Genomic DNA, 21353 nt, shown 5'->3' with positions numbered 1-21353 from the left:
AGGCGCCTCACCCCAGCCCCGCACCCATCCCGCCGCCCCGCCCGTCTCAGGAGTTCCCACAGCCATGATTTCCGCCAACGCCCTGGAGCTGCGCGCCGGCGCCCGCGTCCTCATCGAGTCCGCCAACTTCCGGATCGCCCCGGGCGACCGGATCGGACTGGTCGGCCGCAACGGCGCCGGGAAGACGACGCTCACCAAGGTGCTGGCCGGCGAGGGCATCCCGGCCGGTGGCAGCGTCACCAGCACCGGCCAGGTCGGCTACCTCCCGCAGGACCCGCGGACCGGCGACCTCGACGTCCTCGCCCGCGACCGCATCCTGTCCGCCCGCGGCCTCGACACCGTGCTGAAGAAGATGCGCGAGAACGAGGACCGGATGGCCAACGGCCAGGGCGCCACCCGGGACAAGGCGATGAAGAAGTACGCCAGCCTGGAGACCGAGTTCCTCACCAAGGGCGGGTACGCCGCCGAGGCCGAGGCCGCCACCATCGCCGCCGCGCTGGGCCTGCCGGACCGCATCCTCGGCCAGCAGCTGCACACCCTCTCCGGTGGTCAGCGCCGCCGGGTCGAGCTGGCCCGGATCCTGTTCTCGGACTCGGACATCCTGCTGCTCGACGAGCCCACCAACCACCTGGACGCCGACTCCATCGTCTGGCTGCGGGACTTCCTGAAGACGTACAAGGGTGGCTTCATCGTGATCTCGCACGATGTCGAGCTGGTCGAGACCGTGGTCAACAAGGTGTTCTACCTGGACGCCAACCGGTCCCAGATCGACATCTACAACATGGGCTGGAAGCAGTACCAGCAGCAGCGCGAGGACGACGAGAAGCGCCGCAAGCGCGAGCGCGCCAACGCCGAGAAGAAGGCCGCGACCCTCAACTCGCAGGCGGACAAGATGCGCGCCAAGGCCACCAAGACCGTCGCCGCGCAGAACATGGCCCGCCGGGCCGAGAAGCTGCTCTCCGGTCTGGAGCAGGTCCGCGCCTCCGACAAGGTCGCCAAGCTGCGCTTCCCGGACCCGGCCCCGTGCGGCAAGACGCCGCTGACCGCGACCGGCCTCTCCAAGTCCTACGGCTCGTTGGAGATCTTCACCGACGTCGGCCTGGCGATCGACCGGGGCTCCCGGGTGGTCATCCTGGGCTTCAACGGTGCGGGCAAGACCACCCTGCTGCGGATGCTCGCGGGCGTCGAGCAGCCGGACACCGGCGAGGTGACCCCCGGCCACGGCCTGAAGATCGGGTACTACGCGCAGGAGCACGAGACGCTCGACCCGGAGCGGACGGTACTGGAGAACATGCGCTCCGCCGCTCCGGACACCGACCTGGTGCAGATCCGGAAGATCCTCGGCTCGTTCCTGTTCTCCGGCGACGACGTCGACAAGCCGGCCGGGGTGCTCTCGGGCGGTGAGAAGACCCGGCTCGCGCTGGCCTCGCTGGTGGTCTCCTCCGCCAACGTGCTGCTGCTCGACGAGCCCACCAACAACCTCGACCCGGCCAGCCGCGAGGAGATCCTCGGCGCGCTGCGCACCTTCTCCGGCGCGGTGGTCCTGGTGACCCACGACGAGGGCGCCGTCGAGGCGCTCCAGCCGGAGCGGATCATCCTGCTGCCGGACGGCGTCGAGGACCTGTGGAGCCCCGGCTACCTGGATCTGGTGGCGCTGGCCTGACCGTCCGGTAGACACCGAGTAGGTTCTCTGGCGTAGCCGAGCCGGTCACCGACGGAATCCGGGAATGGGAGAGTCCCGGATTCCGTTTGAGGAGTTTCCCCGTGGGCGGAGTCGTGTCCATTCCCGACCCGCCCGCGCTGATCAGCAATTTCGCCCCCCACCGCCTTCGGTCAGCTGCATCGCCGGGGGGCGTGAGCACACTGCGTGAGCGCCCTTGTGCGCAGCGATCACGACCGGCAGACTGCGCCTTCCCGGTATCGACCTTGTCGAATGGGTGGCCAGGAGCCTGGCTATGGGTGATCATGGGAATCTGACCGAGCAAAGCTACGAGGAGGCACGGGTGGCCGAGACTCTGAAAAAGGGCAGCCGGGTAACTGGTGCCGCGCGTGAGAAGCTCGCGGCCGATCTGAAGAAGAAATACGACTCCGGGGCGAGCATTCGCGCGCTGGCGGAGGAGACCGGCCGCTCCTACGGCTTCGTGCACCGCATGTTGAGCGAGTCCGGAGTGATCCTCCGAGGCCGCGGTGGTGCCACGCGTGGCAAGGGCAAGGTGGCTGCCGCAGCCGGGTCCTGACGCACCGTCAGGATATCCGACCCGGCCGGGCAGCGCCGGATGTGCAGAGCGCCGGCAGTTCAGTGAGCAGCAAGCAGCTTGAGACGAATCGGCGGCCGGTGACCCGGACCGCCGATCGTCGTTCCCGGTGTTGTGGGAGCGGGCCCGAGAGGGCCTGTCCGGCGGCGCCGGCCAGCGGTAAGCCTTTCAGTGTTACTCTCCGGTAGCCAGCCGCCCCGTCGCCGGAGGTACCGCCATGACCACCCCCACCCTGGACACCGACCCGCAGCTCTGGGAGCAGGCCGGAGTCCGGCTCGAACTCGACGGTGACACCGCCGTGGTGACCCTCTGCCGACCGGAGCGGCGCAACGCCCAGTCCCCGGCGATGTGGCGGGCGCTGGCCGGCATCGGTCGCAGCCTGCCGGGCACCGTGCGGGTCGTGGTGCTGCGGGCCGAGGGCGTCTCCTTCTCGGCCGGCCTGGACCGGGCGATGTTCAGCCCCGAGGGCATCCCGGGGGAGCGCAGCTTCCTGGAGCTCGCCGCGGCGGACGCCAAGGACCTGGACGAGACCATCGCCGCGTACCAGGAGGCGTTCACCTGGTGGCGCCGGGCGGATGTGATCAGCATCGCCGCCGTGCAGGGCCACGCGGTGGGTGCGGGCTTCCAGCTCGCGCTCGGCTGTGACCTGCGGGTGGTGGCGGAGGACGTCCAGTTCGCCATGAAGGAGACCTCGCTCGGCCTGGTGCCGGACCTGGCGGGCACCAAGCCGCTGACCGAACTGGTCGGCTACGCAAGGGCGCTGGAGATCTGCGCGACCGGCCGCTGGGTCGGCGCGGAGGAGGCGGTCAGCACCGGGCTGGCCAACCTGGCCGTCCCGGCCGCCGAACTCGACGGGACCGTCCGGGACCTGACCGCCGCCCTGCTGGCCGCGCCGCGCAGCGCGGTGATCGAGACCAAGGCGCTGCTCCAGGGCGCGGCCGACCGCTCCTTCGAGGAGCAGCGGGCCGCCGAGCGGGCCGCGCAGGCCCGCCGCCTGCGGGACCTGGCGGGCCTCGGCGACTGACGGCCGGTCACCCACCACGCACGGAAGGGCCCACCCCGGTCGGGGTGGGCCCGTTGCGCTGTCCGGAGGTCTCCGGAGGGCGGCGGCCGTGGCGCAATGTCAGAGTTGGGCTGATGTGCGATATAGCTGGACCGTACAGACAGGGAGCCCGACATGCCTGACACTCCGACGCCCGCCGCGATGCCCAGGACCGACACCCACAAGGCCCCGGCCCCCGCCCCACCGACCGCCGAGGAGCGTGGTCGTACCGCGCTGGCGGTCGGTGTGGTCGAGAAGATCGCCGGCATGGCGGCCCGGGAGATCTCCGGGATCCACGCGCTCGGCTCGGGACTGTCCCGCACCTTCGGCGCCATGCGCGACCGGGTGCCCGGCGGCAAGTCCAGCGTCGGCCGGGGCATCAAGGCCGAGGTGGGCGAGCGGCAGACGGCGATCGACATCGCGCTGATCGTCGAGTACGGCGTGGTGATCCCGAAGCTGGCGGCCGAGGTACGGGCCAACATCATCTCGGCGGTGGAGCGGATGACCGGCCTGGAGGTGGTCGAGGTGAACATCGCCGTCAACGACGTCCACCTGCCGGACGACCCGGACAGCGACGAGGAAGAGGAATCGGCGGTCGGCGGCGGTCAGCGGCCCAGGGTCCAGTAGACACGGCAGGACGCGACACGACAGGACAGGAGCAGAGGCGGATGAATCTCGGCCTGATCGGGCTGATGGTGGGGATGGCCCTGGGCTTTGCCGGGTACTTCGGCGGGTTCGCCGCTTTCCTGTTGGTCGCGGTCCTCGGCCTGGTCGGCTTCGTGGTCGGCCGCCTGCTCGAGGGCGACTTCGACCTCCACGACCTCGGTGAGCTGCTGCGCGGTCGCGACCGGCGGCGCTGATGTCGGCGGCGGTGGTCTCCAGGACGGTGCCGGCCGCGGAACGCGGACGGCTGCGGATCGCCGACCGGGTGCTGGTCCGGCTGGCCGAGCGGGCCGCCGGACAGGCCCTCGGCCGGTCCGGCGCGGTCCGGCGGATCTCGGTGACCGGCCCCGGCGACCCGGTCCGGCTGACCCTCGGCGTCGAACTGCCCTTCCCGTCCGACCTGAACGCGCTGGCCACGGCGGTCAGGTCGGGCGTGGCGGCGGAGCTGGCCGCGCTGACCGGCCGCCCGGTCGGCGAGGTCGTCGTGGTGGTCGAACGGCTGGTGCCGACGGTATGACGGTGGATCAGGGGCCGGTGCCGATTCGCCGGTTGCGGTCGCCTCGGACCGGCTGGACGGCACTCGTGGTGGTGGCCGGCCTGGTGGTCTGCGGTGGCCTCCTGTACGACGCGGTCGCGGTCCGCACCGGCCACCGGGCCCGCCCCTGGCGGGCCGAGACCGCGCACCGGCTGGCCACCCTGCACCTGGACGACCCGGTGGTGCTGATCTCCGCCGGGGTGGCCGTGCTGATCGGGGCGCTGCTGCTGGGTCTCGCGGTGGCGCCCGGGATGCGGCGCTGGCTGCCGCTGCGGCAGCCAGGTGCGGTGATCGACCGGTCCGGCGTGGCCGCACTGCTCGCCCGCCGGGCCGACCGGCTGGACGGGGTCAGCTCGCTGAAGGTCAAGGTACGGCGCGCACGGACCACGGTCACGATGGCCGGGACGGCCGATCCGGCCGAGGTGCAGCGGGAGCTCCGGGCGGAGCTGGCCCGGGTACCGCTGGCCGGGGAACACCGGCTGGACGTCCGGACCGGGAAGGTGCGGCGATGACCCGCCCGACGGTGAACCGGATCCTGCTGGGCCTGGCCGGGCTCCTGGTGCTGGCCGGCGGAGTGCTGGTGCTGGCCGGGGGCCTCGACCTCTACGGCAGGCTCGGCGTACGGATGCCCCACTGGTGGCCGCTCACCTCACCCGACCAGCCGGTGCTGAGCAACGCCTCGCGCACCCGGTGGTCGGGGGAGAGCTGGTGGTGGCCGGTGGTGTTCGCGGTGCTCGGGGTGGCCGTCGCGCTGGCCCTGTGGTGGCTGTTCGCCCAGGCGCGGCGGAGCGGGCCGAGCTCGGTGTCGCTGCCGGTGGCGGCGGAGGGGGTGACCCTACGGGTGCGCTCGCGCGCGCTGGTCGACGCGGTCGAGACCGAGACGGTGGCGCAGCCCGAAGTCACCCGCGTGCAGGCCCGGCTGACGGGCCGTCCGAACCGCCTGCTGCTGCGGGCGGCCGTCCGCCTCACCCCGGACGGCGACCCCGCCTCGGCGGTGAACGACTTCCTGACCGGCCCCCTCGCCCACACCCGTACCACCCTCGGCCAGGACCTCCCGACCGACCTCCGCCTCCGGATCGGCCGCACGGCGCCCCGCGAACCGGCACCGCGCCGGGTCGTGTAGGCACCCGCTTCGGGGCTCCGGGACGTGTCCCTAGAGGGACCGCAGGGCCCCGCCGTCGACCGGGATCATGATGCCGGTCAGGTACGACGCGGCGGGCGAGAGCACGAACGCCGCGACCCGGCCGAACTCCTCCGGAGTGCCGTAGCGGCCGAGCGGGATGGTCGCGCCGGCCCGGGCGCGGGCGGCGCCGGCGTCGCCGCCCAGAGCGTCGAGCTCGCGGAGCCGGTCGGTGTCGATCCGGCCGGGGAGCAGGCCGAGGACGCGGATGCCGCGCGGCCCCAGCTCGTCGGCGAGGGACTTGGCGGCCATCGCGAGGCCCGGCCGCAGGCCGTTGGAGATGCCGAGGCCCGGGATGGGCTGGCGGACCGAGGAGGAGAGGACGAACGCGATCACCCCGCCCTCACCGAGCGCGGCGGCCGCCGCGCGGGCGATCCGCAGGGCGCCGAGCACGACGGTCTCGAAGGCGTGCTGCCAGTCCGCCTCGCTGGACTCGAGCACGGTGCCGCCCGCCGGGCCGCCCACGCTGACCAGGACGCCGTCGAGACGGCCGAAGGTCTGTCGGGCGGCGGAGACCAGCTGCTGGGCGGCGGCCGGGTCGGCGTTGTCGGCGACCACGCCGTGCACCCGGCCGGGGGCGTCGAGGGCGGCGACCGCCGCGTCCACCGCCTCCTTGGTGCGGCCGCTGAGCACCACCCTGGCGCCGTCGCCGACCAGTTCCCGCGCGGAGGCGAGGCCGAGGCCCCGGGTCGCGCCGGTCACCACGTACACCCTGTCCTGAAGTCCTAGGTCCATGGGGCCATCCTGCCCGATCGACGGGGGGTCAGACGGCGACCGGTTCGGCTTCCACCGGTGCGGGGGAGTGCGCCTCGCGGCGCGCCAGCACCACCAGGCCGACCGGGACCAGCCCGGCGAACAGCCACCACTGGACGGCGTACGCCATGTGCGGGCCGATCGAGGAGTGGTCGGGCTCCTCCAGCAGCACGGGGGAGTCGCCCTGGGCGGGGGTGGAGGCGGCGAGCTCCAGGTAGCCGCCGAGCACGGGGGTGCCGGTCAGTTCGGCCTGCTGGCCGCTGTCGATGAGGTGGAACTGACGGTCCGGCAGCTTCACGTGGGTCTTGATGCCACTGCCCGCGGCGTTCTCGTCGGGCCGCAGCCGGCCGGTGACGGTGACCTGGCCGGTGGGCGGTGCGGGGACCGCCGGGTAGCTGGTGGCGTCCTGGCCGGAGTCCACCCAGCCCCGGTTGACCAGGACCGAGCCGTGGCCGTCGGCCAGGACCAGCGGGGTGATGACGAAGTAGCCGATGCTGCTGCCGCCGGGCTCGGTCCGCTTGCGGACCACGAACTCGTGTCCGCCGTCGTACTGTCCGGTGGCGCTCACGGTGCGCCAGGTGAGGTCCCTGGGTACGGCGGAGCCGGGCTTGGAGAGTGAGTCGAAGGGCACGGGCGCGGCGGTCAGGCTCTGCGCGATCAGCTCGTTGCGGGCGACCCGGTCCTGGTGCCGGTGGAACTGCCAGAAGCCCAGCTCGACCATGGCCGGGACGAGCAACACGGCGAGCAGGGCGAAGCCCGCCCAGCGCCAGGAGAGCAGAAATCGGTACACATCGGCAAACTACGCGCACCTACACCGCGCTCAGACACCGGGGTGGGGGGCCACCTCGCGGAGCAGGTGCAGGAAGGCGTCCTCGCCGACCACCGGGGTGCCGAACTCGCGGGCCTTGCGCGCCTTGCCGCTCCAGCTGCCCGCCTCGTTGGTGACCAGCAGGCTGGTGAGGCGGCTGACCGAGGACGCGATGTGCAGGCCGGCCTCGATGGCGCGGTCCTCCAGCAGCTCCCGGTCGGTGGCGGTGTCGCCGGTGATGGCCACCCGCATGCCCTGCATCAGCGGGCTGCCGTCGACCCAGCGGCCCGGGTTCGGGTACGGGCAGGCGGGCCGCTTGCGGCTCGGGCGGTAGGAGGAGGTGTACCCGGACCTGGCCGGCGAGGAGACGTCCTCGCCCAGGTCGGTGACGGCCACGCAGGTGGTCAGCGGGAGCGGCACACCGGCCTGGCGGGCGAGGTGCAGGCTGGGGCGGAACGCCTCGGCCAGCACTCGGGCGTCGTCCAGCGCGTTGTGCGCCTGGCGCTGCTGGACGCCGAAGTACTCGGCCAGGCTGGCCAGCTTGCCGTTGGGCAGTGGCAGGCCGAGGTCGCGGGAGAGCACCATGGTGCAGAGCCGCTGCTCGACGGGGGCGCGCAGCCCGGCGCGCGAGTACTCACGGGAGATCATGTTCCAGTCGAACAGCGCGTTGTGGGCCACCATCACCCGCCCGGCCAGCCGCTCGCCCAGCTCGTCGGCGATCTCCGGGAAGGTCGGCGCCCCGGCCAGCTCCCTGCTGGTCAGGCCGTGGATCCAGGTCGGGCCCGGGTCACGCTGGGGGTTGACCAGGGTGTACCAGTGGTCGGTGACCTCGCCGTGCGCGTCCAGCTGGTAGACACCGGCCGAGATGACCCGGTCGGTGCGGCCGAGCCCGGTGGTCTCGACGTCGACCACGGCGAAGCCCTGACCGTGCTCGGTGCTGCGCTGCGCCGGGAACGGCGCGGCCCGGGTGGGTTCGCCGCTCGGGGACTGGATCGCGTACATGGTGGACCAGCTTAAGGGCGCGCGCCCACACCCAAGGTCGTTCCGCGCCTTCCGGAGGGCTGCGGAGCGCCGAAAGTGGCGTACGTGACACCCCGGAATATCGTGGGAGCCGATGTGGTCCTAGTTGTGGCCCCGCCAGGGCGACCCCGCACCATGCACCAGCAGAAGGAAGAACCCTCATGCGCGCCACCGTGATCCACGGCCCGAACGACATCCGGATCGAGGAGGTCCCCGACCCCGTGGTCCAGCGGCCGACGGACGCGGTGGTGCGGGTGCTGAACGCCTGCATCTGCGGCAGCGACCTCTGGGCCTACCGCGGGGTGGCGGCCCGTCAGCCCGGGCAGCGGATCGGGCACGAGTTCCTCGGCGTGGTCGAGGAGGTCGGCCGTGAGGTCGCCGGGGTGAAGGCCGGCGACCTGGTGGTCGCGCCCTTCGTCTGGTCGGACGGGGTCTGCGACTTCTGCCGCGAGGGCCTGCAGACCTCCTGCCCGCACGGCGGCTTCTGGGGTGAGGTCGGCTCGGACGGCGGCCAGGGCGAGGCGGTCCGGGTGCCGTACGCCGACGGCACGCTGGTGAAGCTGCCCAAGGAGGCGGTCGGTGACGACAAGCTGCTGGCCTCGCTGCTGGCGCTGTCGGACGTGATGAGCACCGGCCACCACGCGGCCGTCTCGGCCGGGGTGCGCTCCGGCGCGACGGTGGCCGTGGTCGGTGACGGCGCGGTGGGCCTGTGCGGTGTGCTGGCCGCCCACCGGCTCGGCGCAGGGCGGATCATCGCCCTCGGCCGGCACCAGGCCAGGACGGACATCGCCCGGGCGTTCGGCGCCACCGACGTGGTGGCCGAGCGCGGCGAGGCGGCGATCGAGGCGGTCCGCGAGCTGACGAACGGTCAGGGCGCGCACGCCGTCCTGGAGGCGGTCGGTACCGAGGAGTCGATGCGCACCGCGATCTCGATCACCCGGGACGGCGGCGGGGTCGGCTACGTCGGCGTCCCGCACGGCGGCAGCGCGGGCGTGGACATCGGCCAGATGTTCAACCGCAACGTCTCGATCGGCGGCGGCGTCGCACCCGCCCGCGCGTACATCCCCGAGCTGCTCACCGACGTGCTGGCCGGGACGATCAACCCGGGTCTGGTCTTCGACCGCACGGTCGGCCTGGACGGAGTGCCGGACGGCTACCGGGCGATGGACGACCGCTCGGCGCTCAAGGTCCGGATCGCCTTCTGAAGGTGAGCACGGTCCGAAGTGAGCAGGGTCTGAACCCGAGCCGGGCCTGACGGCCCCTCAGGATGGCGGCACCGCACTGCGGTGCCGCCATTTGACCTTTTCTGGTCAACATGGTGTACGCGGTCTGTCGCCGATCGTTGGCAAGCCCTAACATGCAGCCGACCTGCGACTGTGACGCCCCTCACGTCCCCTTCGTTTCCCCCAGTGCCGCCCGAACACACAGGAGACGCCGAATGGATAGCCCGCCCGCCGCCGACAGTGCCCCGGCACCTGGCCAACTGATCGAGGACAGCGCCGAGTTCATCGCGCTGCGGAAGACCTTCCGGGGGTTCGTCTTCCCGGTGACCGCCGGCTTCCTGCTCTGGTACCTGCTGTACGTCCTGCTCTCCAGCTACGCCCCCGCCTTCATGGGGATCAAGCTGTTCGGGCACGTCAACATGGCGCTGGCGCTCGGACTGCTGCAGTTCGCCAGCACCTTCGCGATCGCCGCCTGGTACGCGCGCTTCGCCGACCGCCGCCTGGACCCGCCCGCCACCGCGATCCGCGAGCGGGCCACCGCCGTCAACTCCTTGGAGGCGGGCGAATGACCACCACCCTGGCCACCGCCGCGACCGAACACCGCGGTCTGACCATGACGCTGTTCGGAATCTTCGTGCTCGCCACCCTGGGCATCACCATCTGGGCCGGCCGGCAGACCAAGGACGCCTCCGACTTCTACGCCGGCGGACGCGGCTTCACCGGCTTCCAGAACGGCCTGGCGATCTCCGGCGACTACATGTCGGCCGCCTCGTTCCTCGGCATCGCCGGAGCGATCGCGCTGTTCGGCTACGACGGCTTCCTCTACTCGATCGGCTTCCTGGTCGCCTGGCTGGTCGCGCTGCTGCTGGTGGCCGAACCGCTGCGCAACTCCGGCCGCTACACCATGGCCGACGTGCTGGCCTTCCGGATGAAGCAGCGCCCGGTGCGCACCGCGGCGGGCATCTCCACCATCGTGGTCTCGATCTTCTACCTGCTCGCCCAGATGGTCGGCGCCGGCTCGCTGGTCGCCCTGCTGCTCGGAGTGAGCGGCGACAGCGCCAAGCGTTGGACCGTCGTCGCGGTCGGTGCGCTGATGGTGATCTACGTGGCGATCGGCGGCATGAAGGGCACCACCTGGGTGCAGATCGTCAAGGCGGTGCTGCTGATCGCGGGCACCGCGCTGATGACCGTCCTGGTGCTGGCCAAGTACAACTTCAACGTCTCCGCCCTGCTCGGCGCGGCCGCCGACGCCTCCGGCAAGAGCACCGCCTTCCTGGAGCCCGGTCTCAAGTACGGCGCCACCGGGACCAGCAAGCTGGACTTCATCAGTCTCGGCATCGCCCTGGTGCTCGGCACCGCGGGCCTGCCGCACATCCTGGTCCGCTTCTACACGGTGCCCACCGCCAAGGCGGCCCGGAAGTCCGTGCTGTGGGCGATCGGCATCATCGGCGGCTTCTACCTGATGACCCTGGCGCTCGGCTTCGGCGCGGCGGCGCTGGTCGGCCCGAAGGTCATCAAGGCCTCCAACGCGGCGGGCAACACCGCCGCCCCGCTGCTGGCCGAGCACCTCGGCGGAGGCAGCGGCACCACCGGCGGCGCGATCCTGCTGGCGGTCATCTCGGCCGTCGCCTTCGCCACCATCCTGGCCGTGGTCGCCGGGCTGACCCTCGCCTCCTCGGCCTCCTTCGCCCACGACCTCTACGCCAACGTGATCCGGCGCGGCAAGGCGAGCGAGAAGGAGGAGGTCCGCTCGGCGAAGCTGGCCGCGATCGGGATCGGTGCGGTCGCCATCGTGCTCAGCCTGTTCGCCGAGAAGCTGAACACTGCCGCGCTGGTGGCCCTGGCCTTCGCGGTGGCGGCCTCGGCCAACCTGCCGACGCTGCTGTACTCGCTGTTCTGGAAGCGATTCAACACCGTGGGCGCGGTCAGCTCGGTCTACGCCGGTCTGGTCAGCTCGGTCACCCTGGTGTTCTTCTCCACCGTGGTCTCCGGCACCGACAAGTCGCTCTTCCCGCACAGCGACTTCCACTGGTTCCCGCTGGAGAACCCCGGTCTGGTCTCCATCCCGGTCGGCTTCCTGGCCGGCTGGCTGGGCACCGTCCTGGCCAGGGAGAAGGCCGACCCCGCCAAGGCGGCCGAGCTGGAGGTCCGTTCGCTGACCGGTCTCGGCGCGCACTGACCTCCGACGGGCGTCCGCCAGACGGATGCCACCCCTGCCCCTGGGGGCCACGGAGTTAAGCTGGCCCGGCCACCACTTCCGGTGGCCGGGCCAGCTGCGCTCCATGGGAAGGGGGCCGACACCGTGCTTCTCGACACCTTCGGCCGACAGGCCGTCGATCTCCGGGTCTCCCTGACCGACCGGTGCAACCTGCGCTGCACGTACTGCATGCCCGAGGAAGGTCTCCAGTGGCTCGGGAAGAGCGAGCTGCTCAGCGACGAGGAGATCGTCCGGCTGGTCTCGATCGCGGTCACCGACCTGGGCGTCACCGAGGTCAGGTTCACCGGCGGTGAGCCGCTGCTGCGGCCCGGGCTGGTGTCGATCGTGGCCGCCTGCGCCGAGTTGGCGCCGCGCCCCGAGCTCTCGCTGACCACCAACGGCATCGGTCTGGCCCGTACGGCCGCCGCACTGAAGGCGGCCGGTCTGGACCGGGTGAACGTCTCGCTGGACACCCTCGACCCGGACGTCTTCTTCACCCTGACCCGCCGTCACCGCCACCAGGACGTCCTGGCCGGGCTGGCCGCCGCCGAGGCCGCCGGGCTGACCCCGGTGAAGCTGAACGCGGTGCTGATGCGCGGGGTCAACGACCACGAGGCCCCCGACCTGCTGGAGTGGTGCCTGGCGCACGGCTACCAGCTGCGGTTCATCGAGCAGATGCCGCTGGACGCCCAGCACGGCTGGGACCGCTCGCAGATGATCACCGCCGAGGAGATCCTGGACCGCCTGCACACCCGCTTCGCGCTCACCCCCGAGCCGTCGGCGGCGCGGGGCGCGGCGCCTGCCGAGCGGTGGCTGGTGGACGGCGGTCCGGCGAGCGTGGGCGTGATCGCCTCGGTCACCAGGCCGTTCTGCCGGGCCTGCGACCGGACCAGGCTGACCGCCGACGGCCAGGTCCGCAACTGCCTGTTCGCGACCGGGGAGACCGATCTGCGGACCGTCCTGCGCGAGGGCGGCAGCGACGCCGAGATCGGCGCGCTCTGGCGGGCCGCGATGTGGGGCAAGAAGGCGGGCGCGGGCATCGACAACCCGGAGTTCCTGCAGCCCGAGCGCCCGATGTCGGCGATCGGCGGCTGACCGCCCGTACTTGACGGGCCGTCAGCCCTGCGCCGTCAGTCCTGCCACTGGTCGAGGGCGACGGTCTCCTTGAGGAAGCCGCGCACGCCGAGGAACTGCGACAGGTGCTCGCGGTGGTCCTCGCAGGCGAGCCAGGTCTTTCGGCGGTCAGGGGTGTGCAGCTTCGGGTTGTTCCACACCAGCACCCACTCGGCGGGCCTGCGGCAGCCCTTGCCCGAGCAGACCGGCGGGCCCTCGAGGCCGGCCGGGCCGCCGAAGAGACTGAGCGCGGGGGTGTCCATGGTGTGCCGTCCTGGAGCCGTGGGCGGGAGTGTGCACCGCCAGTCTCGCACTCCGCCGGCAACCAGCAGAGGGCGGGGCATGACGACGCCGGGCAGCCACGGGGGGAGCCGCCCGGCGTCGGTCTGTCGCTCCGACGGGGGATGCGGAGCGCGTACGCAGTATGTCACGCCGGACAGGCCGCCTGCCTAGCCTCTGCCAAGATTAATCTGAGCTTGTTCTGAGCTTTCTGTCGGTCAAATCGCTTGATATTGCGGCAAATCGGGCAGCATGATCAGGCCCCGCCGCGGTCGCCGCCACCGCCGGTGCCACCCGGTCCGAGCATCAGGGGAGTGTCGGCGGGGACGGCGAAGGTGCTCGGCAGACCCGGCGCCCGCTCCCGCCCGGCGTTGGCGATCACCACCGCGACGTAGGGGAGCAGCACCCCACCCGCGAGCGCGGCGAACGCGAGGTAGCGCTGCACGTCCCAGAGCACCACCGCGAGCAGCACGCACAGGGTACGCACCAGCATCGAGATCACGTAGCGTCGCTGGCGTCCCCGGACGTCCTCGGAGAGACTGCTCCGCGCCCCGGTGATCCGGAAGACCTCGCCCCGCTTGCCCATGCCTCTACCACCTTCGTCAGCACCCGGTCCGGCTTCCTCACGGTACGCCTGGTTCGCCCGGTCGGAGGAGGGCGGGCCCACGGAACGGCTCACCCGGGGTGCGGGTGGGCCCGGTGCGGCCAACACTGTGGTCCAGAAGGGCGGCACCGTCGATGGTCGCCGGGCCGCGCTCTCGGGAGTTCACATGTGGTCGATCATCTCGGCGCTGATCGAGGGGCTGATCCTGGGCGGCATCGCCCGGCTGGTGATCCCCGGTAGGCAGGACATCCCGATCTGGCTGACCGTGGTCCTCGGCATGGTCGGGGCACTGCTGGGCAACCTGGTCGCCCACCTGTTCGGCGTGGCCGACACCCGGGGGTTCGACTGGTGGCGGCACGCCTTCCAGCTCGGTGCCGCCGTGCTGCTGATCGTGGTGATCGCCCCGGTCTGGGGATCACGCCAGCGGGCTTAGGAACTCCGCCGGGACCCCGTCGGTCAGCCAGACGCCGTTGGCGCTGACCCGGAACCGGTGATCCGCCGCCGCGAGCGCGGCGGCGTCGACCGCGAGCACCACCGGACGGCCGTGCCGGGAACCCACCCGCACGGCCGTCTCGACGTCCGCCGACAGGTGGACGTCCTGACGGCTCATCGGCCGCAGGCCCTCGCGGAAGATCGCGTCCAGGTACCGCCCCGTGGTGCCGTGGTAGAGCACCGGGGGCGGCTCGGTGGCGGCCAGACCGAGGTCGACCACCACCGAGTGGCCCTGGCTGGCCCGGATCTCCGAGCCGTCCTCCGAGTACGCGAAGCGCCGCTTGTTGTTGGTCTCCACCACGTGGTCGAGCTCGGCCCGGCTGATCCGGGTGCCGTGCTCGGCCAGCGCGGCCAGCAGGGTGTCGACCGCGACCCAGCCGGCCTCGTCGAGCGTCACGCCGACCGAGGCCGGGTCGTGCCTGAGTACCCGGGAGAGCGTCTTGGAGACCCGTACGGTCCGCTTCGCGTCGAGGGTCATGACGCCTGGCTGACCGAGCTCATGTTGAAGTCGGCCACCCGGACCGGGGGCATCGCGGTGCGGGTGAACCAGTCGCCCCACTCGCGGGGCAGGCAGGGCTCGGTCCGCCCGACCTCGGTGATCCGGTTCAGCAGGTCCACCGGGGACTCGTTGAAGCGGAAGTTGTTCACCTGGCCGACCACCTCGCCGTTCTCGACCAGGTAGACGCCGTCCCGGGTCAGGCCGGTGAGCAGCAGGGTCGCCGGGTCCACCTCGCGGATGTACCAGAGGCAGGTGAGCAGTAGGCCGCGCTCGGTGCGGGCGATCATCTCGTCCAGGGTGGGCGCGCCATCCTGGTCGTCGACGGCCAGCACCAGGTTGTCGACCGGCGGGGTGAGCGGCAGACCGGTCAGGCCGCTGGAGTGCCTGGTGGTCAGCAGGTTGGCCAGCTCACCGTCCTTGATCCAGTCGGTGGCGGTCAGCTGCAGGCCGTTGTCGAAGGCCGAGCTGTCCTCGCCGGAGGCGCGGGTCAGCACGAAGGGCGCGGCCTCCAGGCCCGGCTGGGCCGGGTCGGAGCGCAGGGTGAGCGGCAGCGGGCTGAGCCGCTCGCCGATCCGGGTGCCCCCGTTGGGCTTCGAGAAGACCGTGCGTCCCTCGGTGGCGTCCCGGCCGCCGGAGGACCAGCTCAGGTAGACCATCAGGTCGGCGACGGCTGTGGGGGGCAGCAGCGTCTCGTACCGGCCGGCCGGCAGGTCGATCTTCTTGGCGCCCCAGGCGAGCCGCTTGGTGACCTCGGCGTGCAGCGCGGCCACGTCCACGTCGGTGAAGTCCCGGGTGGCGGCGCCGGCCCAGGCGGAGCCGGAGAGGTCGCCGGTCTTGGCGTTCAGCTCGACCGTGCCGGTCGGCTGGTCGTGCCGGAGCCGCAGACCGGTGGAGGTGCCCAGGTAACTGCTGGTCAGCTCGTGCCGGGCGAAGCCGTACAGCAGCTGTCCGTCCCGGCGGGCCCGGGCGAAGGCCTCGCCGAGCGCGGGGGCGAACTCCGCGAAGACCTCGATCGAGGTCTCGGCGGGGGGAGCGGTGAAGTCGGCGGAGGACTCGCGGTTCGGCACCAGCGGCTGGGCGTCCTCGGCCGGGCCCGCGTCGCGGGCGGCGGCCTCGGCGGCCCGGACCAGGCTCTCCACCTCGTCCAGCGTGACGGCCTCGCGGGCCACCACGCCGGAGGCGGTGCCCTCGGCGCCGTCGACGGTGGCGATCACGGTGAGCCGGCGCCCCCGGGTGACGCCGTTGGTGGTCAGCGCGTTGCCGGCCCAGCGCAGGTTGGCCGTGGACTCCTCGTCCGCGATCACCACGCAGCCGTCGGCCCGGGAGAGTTCGAGCGCGCGCTCGACCAGTTCGTGCGGGTGGACGATGGGCATCAGTGACCCGCCTCCTGCTGGGTGTTGAGCACGTTGACCTCGCGGAACAGCGCGGACGGGCAGCCGTGGCTGACCGCCGCGACCTGGCCGGGCTGGGCCTTTCCGCAGTTGAAGGCGCCGCCGAGCACGTACGTCTCCGGGCCGCCGACGGCGCTCATCGAGCCCCAGAAGTCGGTGGTGGTGGCCTGGTAGGCGAAGTCCTTGACCTGACCCGCCAGTTGCCCATTCTTGATGGCGTAGGCGCGCTGGCCGGTGAACTGGAAGTTGTACCGCTGCATGTCGATCGACCAGGAGCGGTCTCCGACGATGTACAGGCCGTTCTCCACCTGGGCGAACAGGCCCTCGGTGCTCGGCCCGTCGGCGGCCGGCTGGAGCGAGACGTTGGCCATCCGCTGCACCGGGACGTGCCCGGGGGAGTCCGCGTACGCGCAGCCGTTGGAGCGGCCCAGGCCCTTCAACTCGGCCATCGCCCGGTCGAGTTGGTAGCCGACCAGGACGCCGTCCCGGACCAGGTCCCAGCTCTGGGTGGCCACTCCCTCGTCGTCGTAGCCGATGGTGGAGAGGCCGTGCTCGGCGGTCCGGTCGCCGGTGACGTGCATCAGCTCGGAGCCGTACTTGAGCGAGCCGAGCTTGTCGAAGGTGGCGAACGAGGTGCCCGCGTACGCGGCCTCGTAGCCGAGCGCGCGGTCCAGCTCGGTGGCGTGACCGATCGACTCGTGGATGGTCAGCCAGAGGTTGGACGGGTCGATCACCAGGTCGTAGCGGCCCGCCTCGACGCTCGGGGCCTTCATCTTCTCGGCCAGCAGGCCGGGCAGCTCGGCGAGTTCGGCGTCCCAGTCCCAGCCGGCACCGAGCAGGTACTCCCAGCCGCGGCCGACCGGCGGCGCCAGCGTGCGCATCGAGTCGAAGGCGCCGGTCCGCTCGTCCACCGAGGTGGCCTCCACGGTCGGGTGCAGCCGGATCCGCTGCTGGGTGGTGACGGTGCCCGCGGTGTCCGCGTAGAACTTGTTCTCCTGCACCGTCAGCAGGCTCGCGCTGACGTGCGACACCCCGTCGGCGGCCAGCAGGCGGTTGCTCCACTCGGCCAGCAACGCGGTCTTCTCCGCGTCCGGCACTTCGAACGGGTTGATCTCGTACGCGGAGACCCAGGTGGCGTCCGGGTGCACCGGCTCGGGGGCCAGCTCGACCAGGTCGGTGCCGCCGGCCGCACGGCTGATGCCCCCTGACAGCCGGGCCACCGCCACGGCCTGCTCGGCGACCCTGACGGCCGCCTCCGGTGTCAGGTCCACCCCGGCCGCGAAGCCCCAGGCGCCGTCCAGCAGGACCCGGACCGCGAAGCCCAGCTGGACGCTGTCGGAGGAGCCGGACGGCCGGGCGTCCCGCAGCCGCCAGGCGGCGCTGCGGACCCGCTCCAGCCGGAAGTCGGCGTGCGCGGCGCCCAGCTGCGTCGCCCTGCCCAGGGCGGCGTCGGCGAGGGTGCGCAGCGGGTACGCGAGGAACAGCGGATCGACGGCACGGCCTCGGGTACGGCCAGTGCTGGGCGTCGGGGGCATCGGGCTCCCTGGGTCGGGGGACGAATGGCGGGCGCCCCGGGCAGGGGCACCCGCATCGCATCATGTCCTGCCGGGAGGGAGTTGGGCCAGCTGATTTACCTCGCGTCGGGGGTGGCGGTCGTTCAGGCCACCGACTCCCACCAGCCGTCCAGCTCCGGCGGGTTGTCCACGTCCACCCGCTGGCCGGGACGGGGCACCACGATCGGTACCGCCTGGTGCTTGGCCTCCGCGAGCAGCCGCTCGATCGGCTCGGCCCACGGGTGCAGGCCCAGGTCGAAGGTGCACCAGTGCACCGGCACCAGCAGCTCGGCCCGCAGCTCCAGGTGGGCCCGGACGGCGTCCTCCGGCGTCATGTGGATGTCGGCCCACGCCTGGTCGTACGCGCCGATCTGGACCAGCGCGGCGTCGAACGGGCCGTGCTGCTCGCCGATCCGGGCGTAGCCCTCGAAGTAGCCGGAGTCGCCGGTGTAGTAGACCTTGCGGCTCGGGCCCGCGATCACCCAGGAGCCCCAGAGCGTGGTGTTGCGGGTGGTGCCCCGGCCGGAGAAGTGGTGCGCCGAGGTCAGCGTCAGCGTCAGGTCGCCGAGCGTGCAGGTCTCGTCCCAGTCCAGCTCGATGATCCGGTGCTCCGGCACGCCCCAGCGGCGCAGGTGGCCGCCGATGCCGAGCGGGACCGCGAACGGCGCGGACTGGGCCGCCGTCAGCCGCTGGACGGTGGCCATGTCCAGGTGGTCGTAGTGGTCGTGCGAGATCAGCACCGCGTCCACCGGCGGCAGCTCCTCCAGCTCGACCGGCATCGGGTGCAGCCGCTTCGGGCCGATGTGCGCGGACGGCGAGCAGCGGTCGCTCCAGATCGGGTCGAGCAGCACCCGGCTGCCCTCCACCTCGACCAGCGCCGAGGCGTGGCCGAACCAGGTGATCTCCACACCCTCGGCGGCCGGCCGCTGCGCACCGCCGTCGAACCGGGCCAGCGGCACCGGACCGCTCGGCTTGCCCTGGCGCTCGAACAGCATCCGGCGCAGGGTGTCCCGGTTCACCGGCGTCTCCGGGGCGGTCCTGGCCAGCTCGGAGGGGGCGTTGTGGAAGACGCCGTCCCGGAACTGCGGGGAGCTGCGCACCCGGGGGTCGGCCGCGTCCGGCCGCCGGCCGAAGGAGGCGGGTACCTCACGGAACGCCCAGGCGGCGCCGGCCGCCGCAGTCAGGGCGGCCAGTGCCAGCAGGGTCCTGCCGCTGCCGGGTCGTCGCTCGCTCATCCGTCTCTTCTTCGCTCTCGGTCCGTGGAAGCCGGCACCCGGCCCACGAGGCCAACGGCTTCGGCGCGGCGGGTGTTCCCGTACGGTGCGGGCGTTCCGTCCGCAGATCGGTGGGTGCACGCATTGTCGGGATGCGACAGTTCGGGCCGGACGGACCTGTGGGAGCTGGATTCGTCGCAGGCCGGAGACGACCGATAGCGTCACAGTGCGTACGCGCGCAACGCGTACCCAAGCGGCTCGACCGGCGCTCCAGGTGCCGCGTCTACGGTCGTGGGTCTACTACGGAGAGAGGTGTGTCCGTGAGCCGCTCGGTTCTCGTCACCGGAGGTAACCGGGGCATCGGCCTCGCGATCGCCCTGGCCTTCGCCGAGGCGGGCGACAAGGTCGCCATCACCAGCCGCTCGGGCGAGCTGCCCGAGGAGCTGGCCAAGCACCAGGTCATCGCCGTCCGCTGCGACATCAACGACGCCGCGCAGGTGGACGCCGCCTTCACCGAGATCGAGGACGCCCACGGTGCGGTCGAGGTGCTGATCGCCAACGCGGGCATCACCAAGGACACCCTGCTGCTCCGGATGACGGAGGAGGACTTCACCTCCGTCGTGGACACCAACCTCACCGGCACCTTCCGGGTGGTCAAGCGGGCCTCGGCCAAGATGCTGCGGGCCCGGAAGGGCCGCGTCGTGCTGATCTCCTCGGTGGTCGGTCTGCTGGGCTCGCCCGGCCAGGCCAACTACGCCGCCTCCAAGTCCGGCCTGGTCGGCTTCGCCCGGTCGCTGGCCCGCGAGCTCGGTTCCCGCAACATCACCGTCAACGTGGTCGCCCCCGGCTTCGTGGACACCGACATGACCGCGGTGCTCAGCGACGAGCGCCGCAAGGAGATCGTCGCGGGCGTGCCGCTGGGCCGTTACGCCGCGCCCGCCGAGGTCGCGTCCGCGGTGCGCTTCCTCTCCTCCGACGAGGCCGCATACATCACCGGAGCCGTCATTCCCGTCGACGGCGGATTGGGCATGGGTCACTGAACATGAGTGGAATTCTCGAGGGCAAGCGCATCCTCGTCACGGGTGTGCTGATGGAGTCCTCCATCGCCTTCCACACCGCGAAGCTGGCCCAGGAGCAGGGCGCGGAGATCATCCTCACCGCCTTCCCCCGGCCGAGCCTGACCGCGCGGATCGCCAAGAAGCTGCCGAAGCCGGTGGAGACGCTGGAGCTGGACGTCTCCAGCGAGGAGCAGCTGGCCGGCATCGCCGACCAGGTCCGCGAGCACCTGCCGACCCTGGACGGCATCGTCCACTCGATCGGCTTCGCCCCGCAGGACGCGCTCGGCGGCAACTTCCTGAACACCCCGTGGGAGTCGGTGGCGACCGCGATGCAGGTCTCGGCCTTCTCGCTGAAGTCGCTCACCACGGCGCTGCTCCCGCTGATGCAGGACGGCGGCTCGGTGGTCGGTCTGACCTTCGACGCGCAGTACGCCTGGCCGCAGTACGACTGGATGGGCCCGGCGAAGGCCGCCCTGGAGTCGACCAACCGCTACCTGGCGCGCTACCTCGGCGAGCGCAACATCCGCTGCAACCTGATCTCGGCCGGCCCGATCGGTTCGATGGCCGCCAAGTCCATCCCGGGCTTCCCCGACCTGGCCGCCACCTGGGAGGACCGCTCGCCGCTCAAGTGGGACCTCACGGACCCGGAGCCGACCGGTCGCGGCGTGGTCGCGCTGCTGTCGGACTGGTTCCCGAAGACCACCGGCGAGATCATCCACGTCGACGGCGGGCTGCACGCGATCGGCGCCTGACGCATGTTCGGGGAGGGGGTACGGGGCTTCGGCCCCGTACCCCCTCCCTCGTCTCACTCGCCGCACATGCCGATCGCCCGGCCTGCCTCGACCGAGGCCCGGGCGGCGTCCCCGGCCCGTACCGCGTCCAGGATGCCGCCGTGCCCGACGTACCGGTCCGCGATCAGCTCGGGGCCGACGTCGTGTCGCAGGTGGGCCCGCAGCACCTCGCCGAGGTCCGCGTAGACCGCCGCGATCACGTCGTTGTGGGCGGCCGCCACCACGGCCTGGTGGAAGGCGGCGTCGGCCTGCACGAAGTCTTCGGCGACGCCGGAGTGCCAGGCCGCCTCGCGGCGGGCCAGTGCGGTCTCCAGCAGTTCCAGGTCGCGCGGCGTACGCCGGACGGCCGCCAACCCCGCCGCCGAGGTCTCCAGCATCGAGCGCAGCTCGGCGACCTGGTCCTGGTCGGCGTCGGCGAACCGGCGGTGCATCACCCCGGCCAGCTCGCTGGTGGCCAGCACGTACGTGCCCGAGCCCTGCCGGATGTCCAGCAGCCCGTTGTGGGCCAGCGCCCGGACGGCCTCCCGGACGGTGTTGCGGGCCACCCCGAGTTGCTCGACCAGGGCCGCCTCGGTGGGGATCCGGGAGCCGACCGGCCACTCGCCGGAGGTGATCTGGGCCCGCAGCTGGCCGATCACCTGGTCGGAGAGGGGTGTGCGGCGGGTGGTCGACAGTGCCATCGG

At 72.1% G+C, this 21353-nt stretch carries 25 protein-coding genes; 15 read left to right on the top strand and 10 right to left on the bottom strand.

Annotated features, from left to right (window positions below):
• The first annotated feature begins 64 nt into the window (after nucleotides 1–64).
• The 8 genes from ACKUU6_RS08840 to ACKUU6_RS08805 all read left to right on the top strand — a co-directional run bounded on the left by ACKUU6_RS08840 (nucleotide 65) and on the right by ACKUU6_RS08805 (nucleotide 5618).
• Nucleotides 65–1663 (top strand): ABC-F family ATP-binding cassette domain-containing protein, encoded by a 1599-nt coding sequence (locus tag ACKUU6_RS08840; protein WP_407987927.1) that lies wholly within the window; start codon nucleotides 65–67, stop codon nucleotides 1661–1663.
• Nucleotides 1664–2003: 340 nt separating this feature from the next.
• Nucleotides 2004–2237 (top strand): helix-turn-helix domain-containing protein, encoded by a 234-nt coding sequence (locus ACKUU6_RS08835; protein ID WP_057240394.1) that lies wholly within the window; start codon nucleotides 2004–2006, stop codon nucleotides 2235–2237.
• A gap of 235 nt (nucleotides 2238–2472) precedes the next feature.
• Entirely contained in the window at nucleotides 2473–3279 is an 807-nt protein-coding gene (locus ACKUU6_RS08830; RefSeq protein ID WP_407987926.1) for an enoyl-CoA hydratase/isomerase family protein, read from the top strand.
• 180 nt (nucleotides 3280–3459) lie between these two features.
• Nucleotides 3460–3924: an Asp23/Gls24 family envelope stress response protein gene (locus ACKUU6_RS08825; RefSeq protein WP_407992070.1), complete on the top strand. Its 465-nt coding sequence runs from the start codon at nucleotides 3460–3462 to the stop codon at nucleotides 3922–3924.
• A gap of 41 nt (nucleotides 3925–3965) precedes the next feature.
• Nucleotides 3966–4157 (top strand): hypothetical protein, encoded by a 192-nt coding sequence (locus tag ACKUU6_RS08820; protein ID WP_407987925.1) that lies wholly within the window; start codon nucleotides 3966–3968, stop codon nucleotides 4155–4157.
• Nucleotides 4157–4477 (top strand): hypothetical protein, encoded by a 321-nt coding sequence (locus tag ACKUU6_RS08815; protein ID WP_407987924.1) that lies wholly within the window; start codon nucleotides 4157–4159, stop codon nucleotides 4475–4477. The genes ACKUU6_RS08820 and ACKUU6_RS08815 overlap by 1 nt, the downstream gene beginning before the upstream one ends.
• Nucleotides 4474–5007, top strand: coding sequence for a DUF6286 domain-containing protein (locus ACKUU6_RS08810; RefSeq protein ID WP_407987923.1), 534 nt, complete (start codon nucleotides 4474–4476; stop codon nucleotides 5005–5007). Before ACKUU6_RS08815 ends, ACKUU6_RS08810 begins: the two co-directional genes overlap by 4 nt.
• Nucleotides 5004–5618 carry an alkaline shock response membrane anchor protein AmaP gene (locus ACKUU6_RS08805; protein ID WP_407987922.1) on the top strand — a complete coding sequence of 205 codons (615 nt, stop codon included), beginning with the start codon at nucleotides 5004–5006 and terminating at the stop codon, nucleotides 5616–5618. Before ACKUU6_RS08810 ends, ACKUU6_RS08805 begins: the two co-directional genes overlap by 4 nt.
• A 30-nt stretch (nucleotides 5619–5648) precedes the next feature.
• Here ACKUU6_RS08805 and ACKUU6_RS08800 read toward each other — a convergent pair whose 3' ends face one another.
• The 3 genes from ACKUU6_RS08800 to ACKUU6_RS08790 are packed head-to-tail and all read right to left on the bottom strand — an operon-like array spanning nucleotide 5649 to nucleotide 8238.
• On the bottom strand, nucleotides 5649–6410 hold the full coding sequence (locus tag ACKUU6_RS08800) for an SDR family oxidoreductase (protein ID WP_407987921.1): 762 nt from the start codon (nucleotides 6408–6410) through the stop codon (nucleotides 5649–5651).
• A gap of 28 nt (nucleotides 6411–6438) precedes the next feature.
• Nucleotides 6439–7218 carry an SURF1 family protein gene (locus ACKUU6_RS08795; protein ID WP_407987920.1) on the bottom strand — a complete coding sequence of 260 codons (780 nt, stop codon included), beginning with the start codon at nucleotides 7216–7218 and terminating at the stop codon, nucleotides 6439–6441.
• 30 nt (nucleotides 7219–7248) lie between these two features.
• A complete protein-coding gene (locus tag ACKUU6_RS08790; protein ID WP_407987919.1) occupies nucleotides 7249–8238 on the bottom strand; it encodes a DEDDh family exonuclease in 990 nt (329 codons plus the stop codon).
• A 179-nt stretch (nucleotides 8239–8417) separates the two neighbouring features.
• On the opposite strand from ACKUU6_RS08790, the gene ACKUU6_RS08785 reads away from it, so the two are divergent.
• The 4 genes from ACKUU6_RS08785 to moaA all read left to right on the top strand — a co-directional run bounded on the left by ACKUU6_RS08785 (nucleotide 8418) and on the right by moaA (nucleotide 12771).
• Complete coding sequence (locus ACKUU6_RS08785) at nucleotides 8418–9461, top strand: zinc-binding dehydrogenase (RefSeq protein WP_407987918.1); 1044 nt, start codon at nucleotides 8418–8420, stop codon at nucleotides 9459–9461.
• A 233-nt stretch (nucleotides 9462–9694) separates the two neighbouring features.
• Nucleotides 9695–10048 carry a DUF485 domain-containing protein gene (locus ACKUU6_RS08780; protein ID WP_407987916.1) on the top strand — a complete coding sequence of 118 codons (354 nt, stop codon included), beginning with the start codon at nucleotides 9695–9697 and terminating at the stop codon, nucleotides 10046–10048.
• Nucleotides 10045–11658 (top strand): cation acetate symporter, encoded by a 1614-nt coding sequence (locus tag ACKUU6_RS08775; protein WP_407987915.1) that lies wholly within the window; start codon nucleotides 10045–10047, stop codon nucleotides 11656–11658. Before ACKUU6_RS08780 ends, ACKUU6_RS08775 begins: the two co-directional genes overlap by 4 nt.
• Before the next feature lie 123 nt (nucleotides 11659–11781).
• On the top strand, nucleotides 11782–12771 hold the full coding sequence (gene moaA, locus ACKUU6_RS08770; protein WP_407987914.1) for a GTP 3',8-cyclase MoaA: 990 nt from the start codon (nucleotides 11782–11784) through the stop codon (nucleotides 12769–12771).
• 35 nt (nucleotides 12772–12806) lie between these two features.
• On the opposite strand, the gene ACKUU6_RS08765 is transcribed toward moaA, so the two are convergent.
• Together ACKUU6_RS08765 and ACKUU6_RS08760 are read right to left on the bottom strand one after the other, a co-directional pair.
• Nucleotides 12807–13052, bottom strand: coding sequence for a hypothetical protein (locus ACKUU6_RS08765; protein WP_407987913.1), 246 nt, complete (start codon nucleotides 13050–13052; stop codon nucleotides 12807–12809).
• Between the two features lie 272 nt (nucleotides 13053–13324).
• Entirely contained in the window at nucleotides 13325–13654 is a 330-nt protein-coding gene (locus ACKUU6_RS08760; protein ID WP_407987912.1) for a DUF3099 domain-containing protein, read from the bottom strand.
• A gap of 184 nt (nucleotides 13655–13838) precedes the next feature.
• Between ACKUU6_RS08760 and ACKUU6_RS08755 the strand changes: the two genes are divergently transcribed.
• Nucleotides 13839–14105, top strand: coding sequence for a GlsB/YeaQ/YmgE family stress response membrane protein (locus tag ACKUU6_RS08755; RefSeq protein WP_407987911.1), 267 nt, complete (start codon nucleotides 13839–13841; stop codon nucleotides 14103–14105).
• Here the strand turns inward: ACKUU6_RS08755 and ACKUU6_RS08750 are convergent.
• From ACKUU6_RS08750 to ACKUU6_RS08735, 4 genes are all read right to left on the bottom strand, one after another.
• Nucleotides 14088–14642 (bottom strand): RNA 2'-phosphotransferase, encoded by a 555-nt coding sequence (locus ACKUU6_RS08750; protein ID WP_407987910.1) that lies wholly within the window; start codon nucleotides 14640–14642, stop codon nucleotides 14088–14090. The genes ACKUU6_RS08755 and ACKUU6_RS08750 overlap by 18 nt on opposite strands.
• A complete protein-coding gene (locus ACKUU6_RS08745; protein WP_407987909.1) occupies nucleotides 14639–16036 on the bottom strand; it encodes a metallopeptidase TldD-related protein in 1398 nt (465 codons plus the stop codon). The genes ACKUU6_RS08750 and ACKUU6_RS08745 overlap by 4 nt, the downstream gene beginning before the upstream one ends.
• Nucleotides 16036–17589: a TldD/PmbA family protein gene (locus tag ACKUU6_RS08740; protein ID WP_407987908.1), complete on the bottom strand. Its 1554-nt coding sequence runs from the start codon at nucleotides 17587–17589 to the stop codon at nucleotides 16036–16038. The genes ACKUU6_RS08745 and ACKUU6_RS08740 overlap by 1 nt, the downstream gene beginning before the upstream one ends.
• 122 nt (nucleotides 17590–17711) lie before the next feature.
• Nucleotides 17712–18842 carry an MBL fold metallo-hydrolase gene (locus ACKUU6_RS08735; protein WP_407987907.1) on the bottom strand — a complete coding sequence of 377 codons (1131 nt, stop codon included), beginning with the start codon at nucleotides 18840–18842 and terminating at the stop codon, nucleotides 17712–17714.
• A 299-nt stretch (nucleotides 18843–19141) separates the two neighbouring features.
• Between ACKUU6_RS08735 and fabG the strand changes: the two genes are divergently transcribed.
• The gene (gene fabG / locus ACKUU6_RS08730) at nucleotides 19142–19861 is read left to right on the top strand and encodes a 3-oxoacyl-[acyl-carrier-protein] reductase (RefSeq protein WP_407987906.1); all 720 of its coding nucleotides are present in this window, start codon (nucleotides 19142–19144) and stop codon (nucleotides 19859–19861) included.
• 2 nt (nucleotides 19862–19863) lie between these two features.
• Nucleotides 19864–20631, top strand: a complete 768-nt coding sequence (fabI, locus tag ACKUU6_RS08725) for an enoyl-ACP reductase FabI (protein WP_407987905.1) — start codon at nucleotides 19864–19866, stop codon at nucleotides 20629–20631.
• 53 nt (nucleotides 20632–20684) lie between these two features.
• Here fabI and ACKUU6_RS08720 read toward each other — a convergent pair whose 3' ends face one another.
• On the bottom strand, nucleotides 20685–21350 hold the full coding sequence (locus tag ACKUU6_RS08720) for a FadR/GntR family transcriptional regulator (RefSeq protein ID WP_407987903.1): 666 nt from the start codon (nucleotides 21348–21350) through the stop codon (nucleotides 20685–20687).
• Between the last annotated feature and the right edge of the window lie 3 nt (nucleotides 21351–21353).

Source organism: Kitasatospora sp. CMC57 (assembly GCF_045866025.2).
Taxonomy (GTDB): Bacteria; Actinomycetota; Actinomycetes; order Streptomycetales; family Streptomycetaceae; genus Kitasatospora.
Note: the sequence above shows the minus strand (reverse complement) of the source record. Positions and strands in the feature narration are given on the sequence as shown.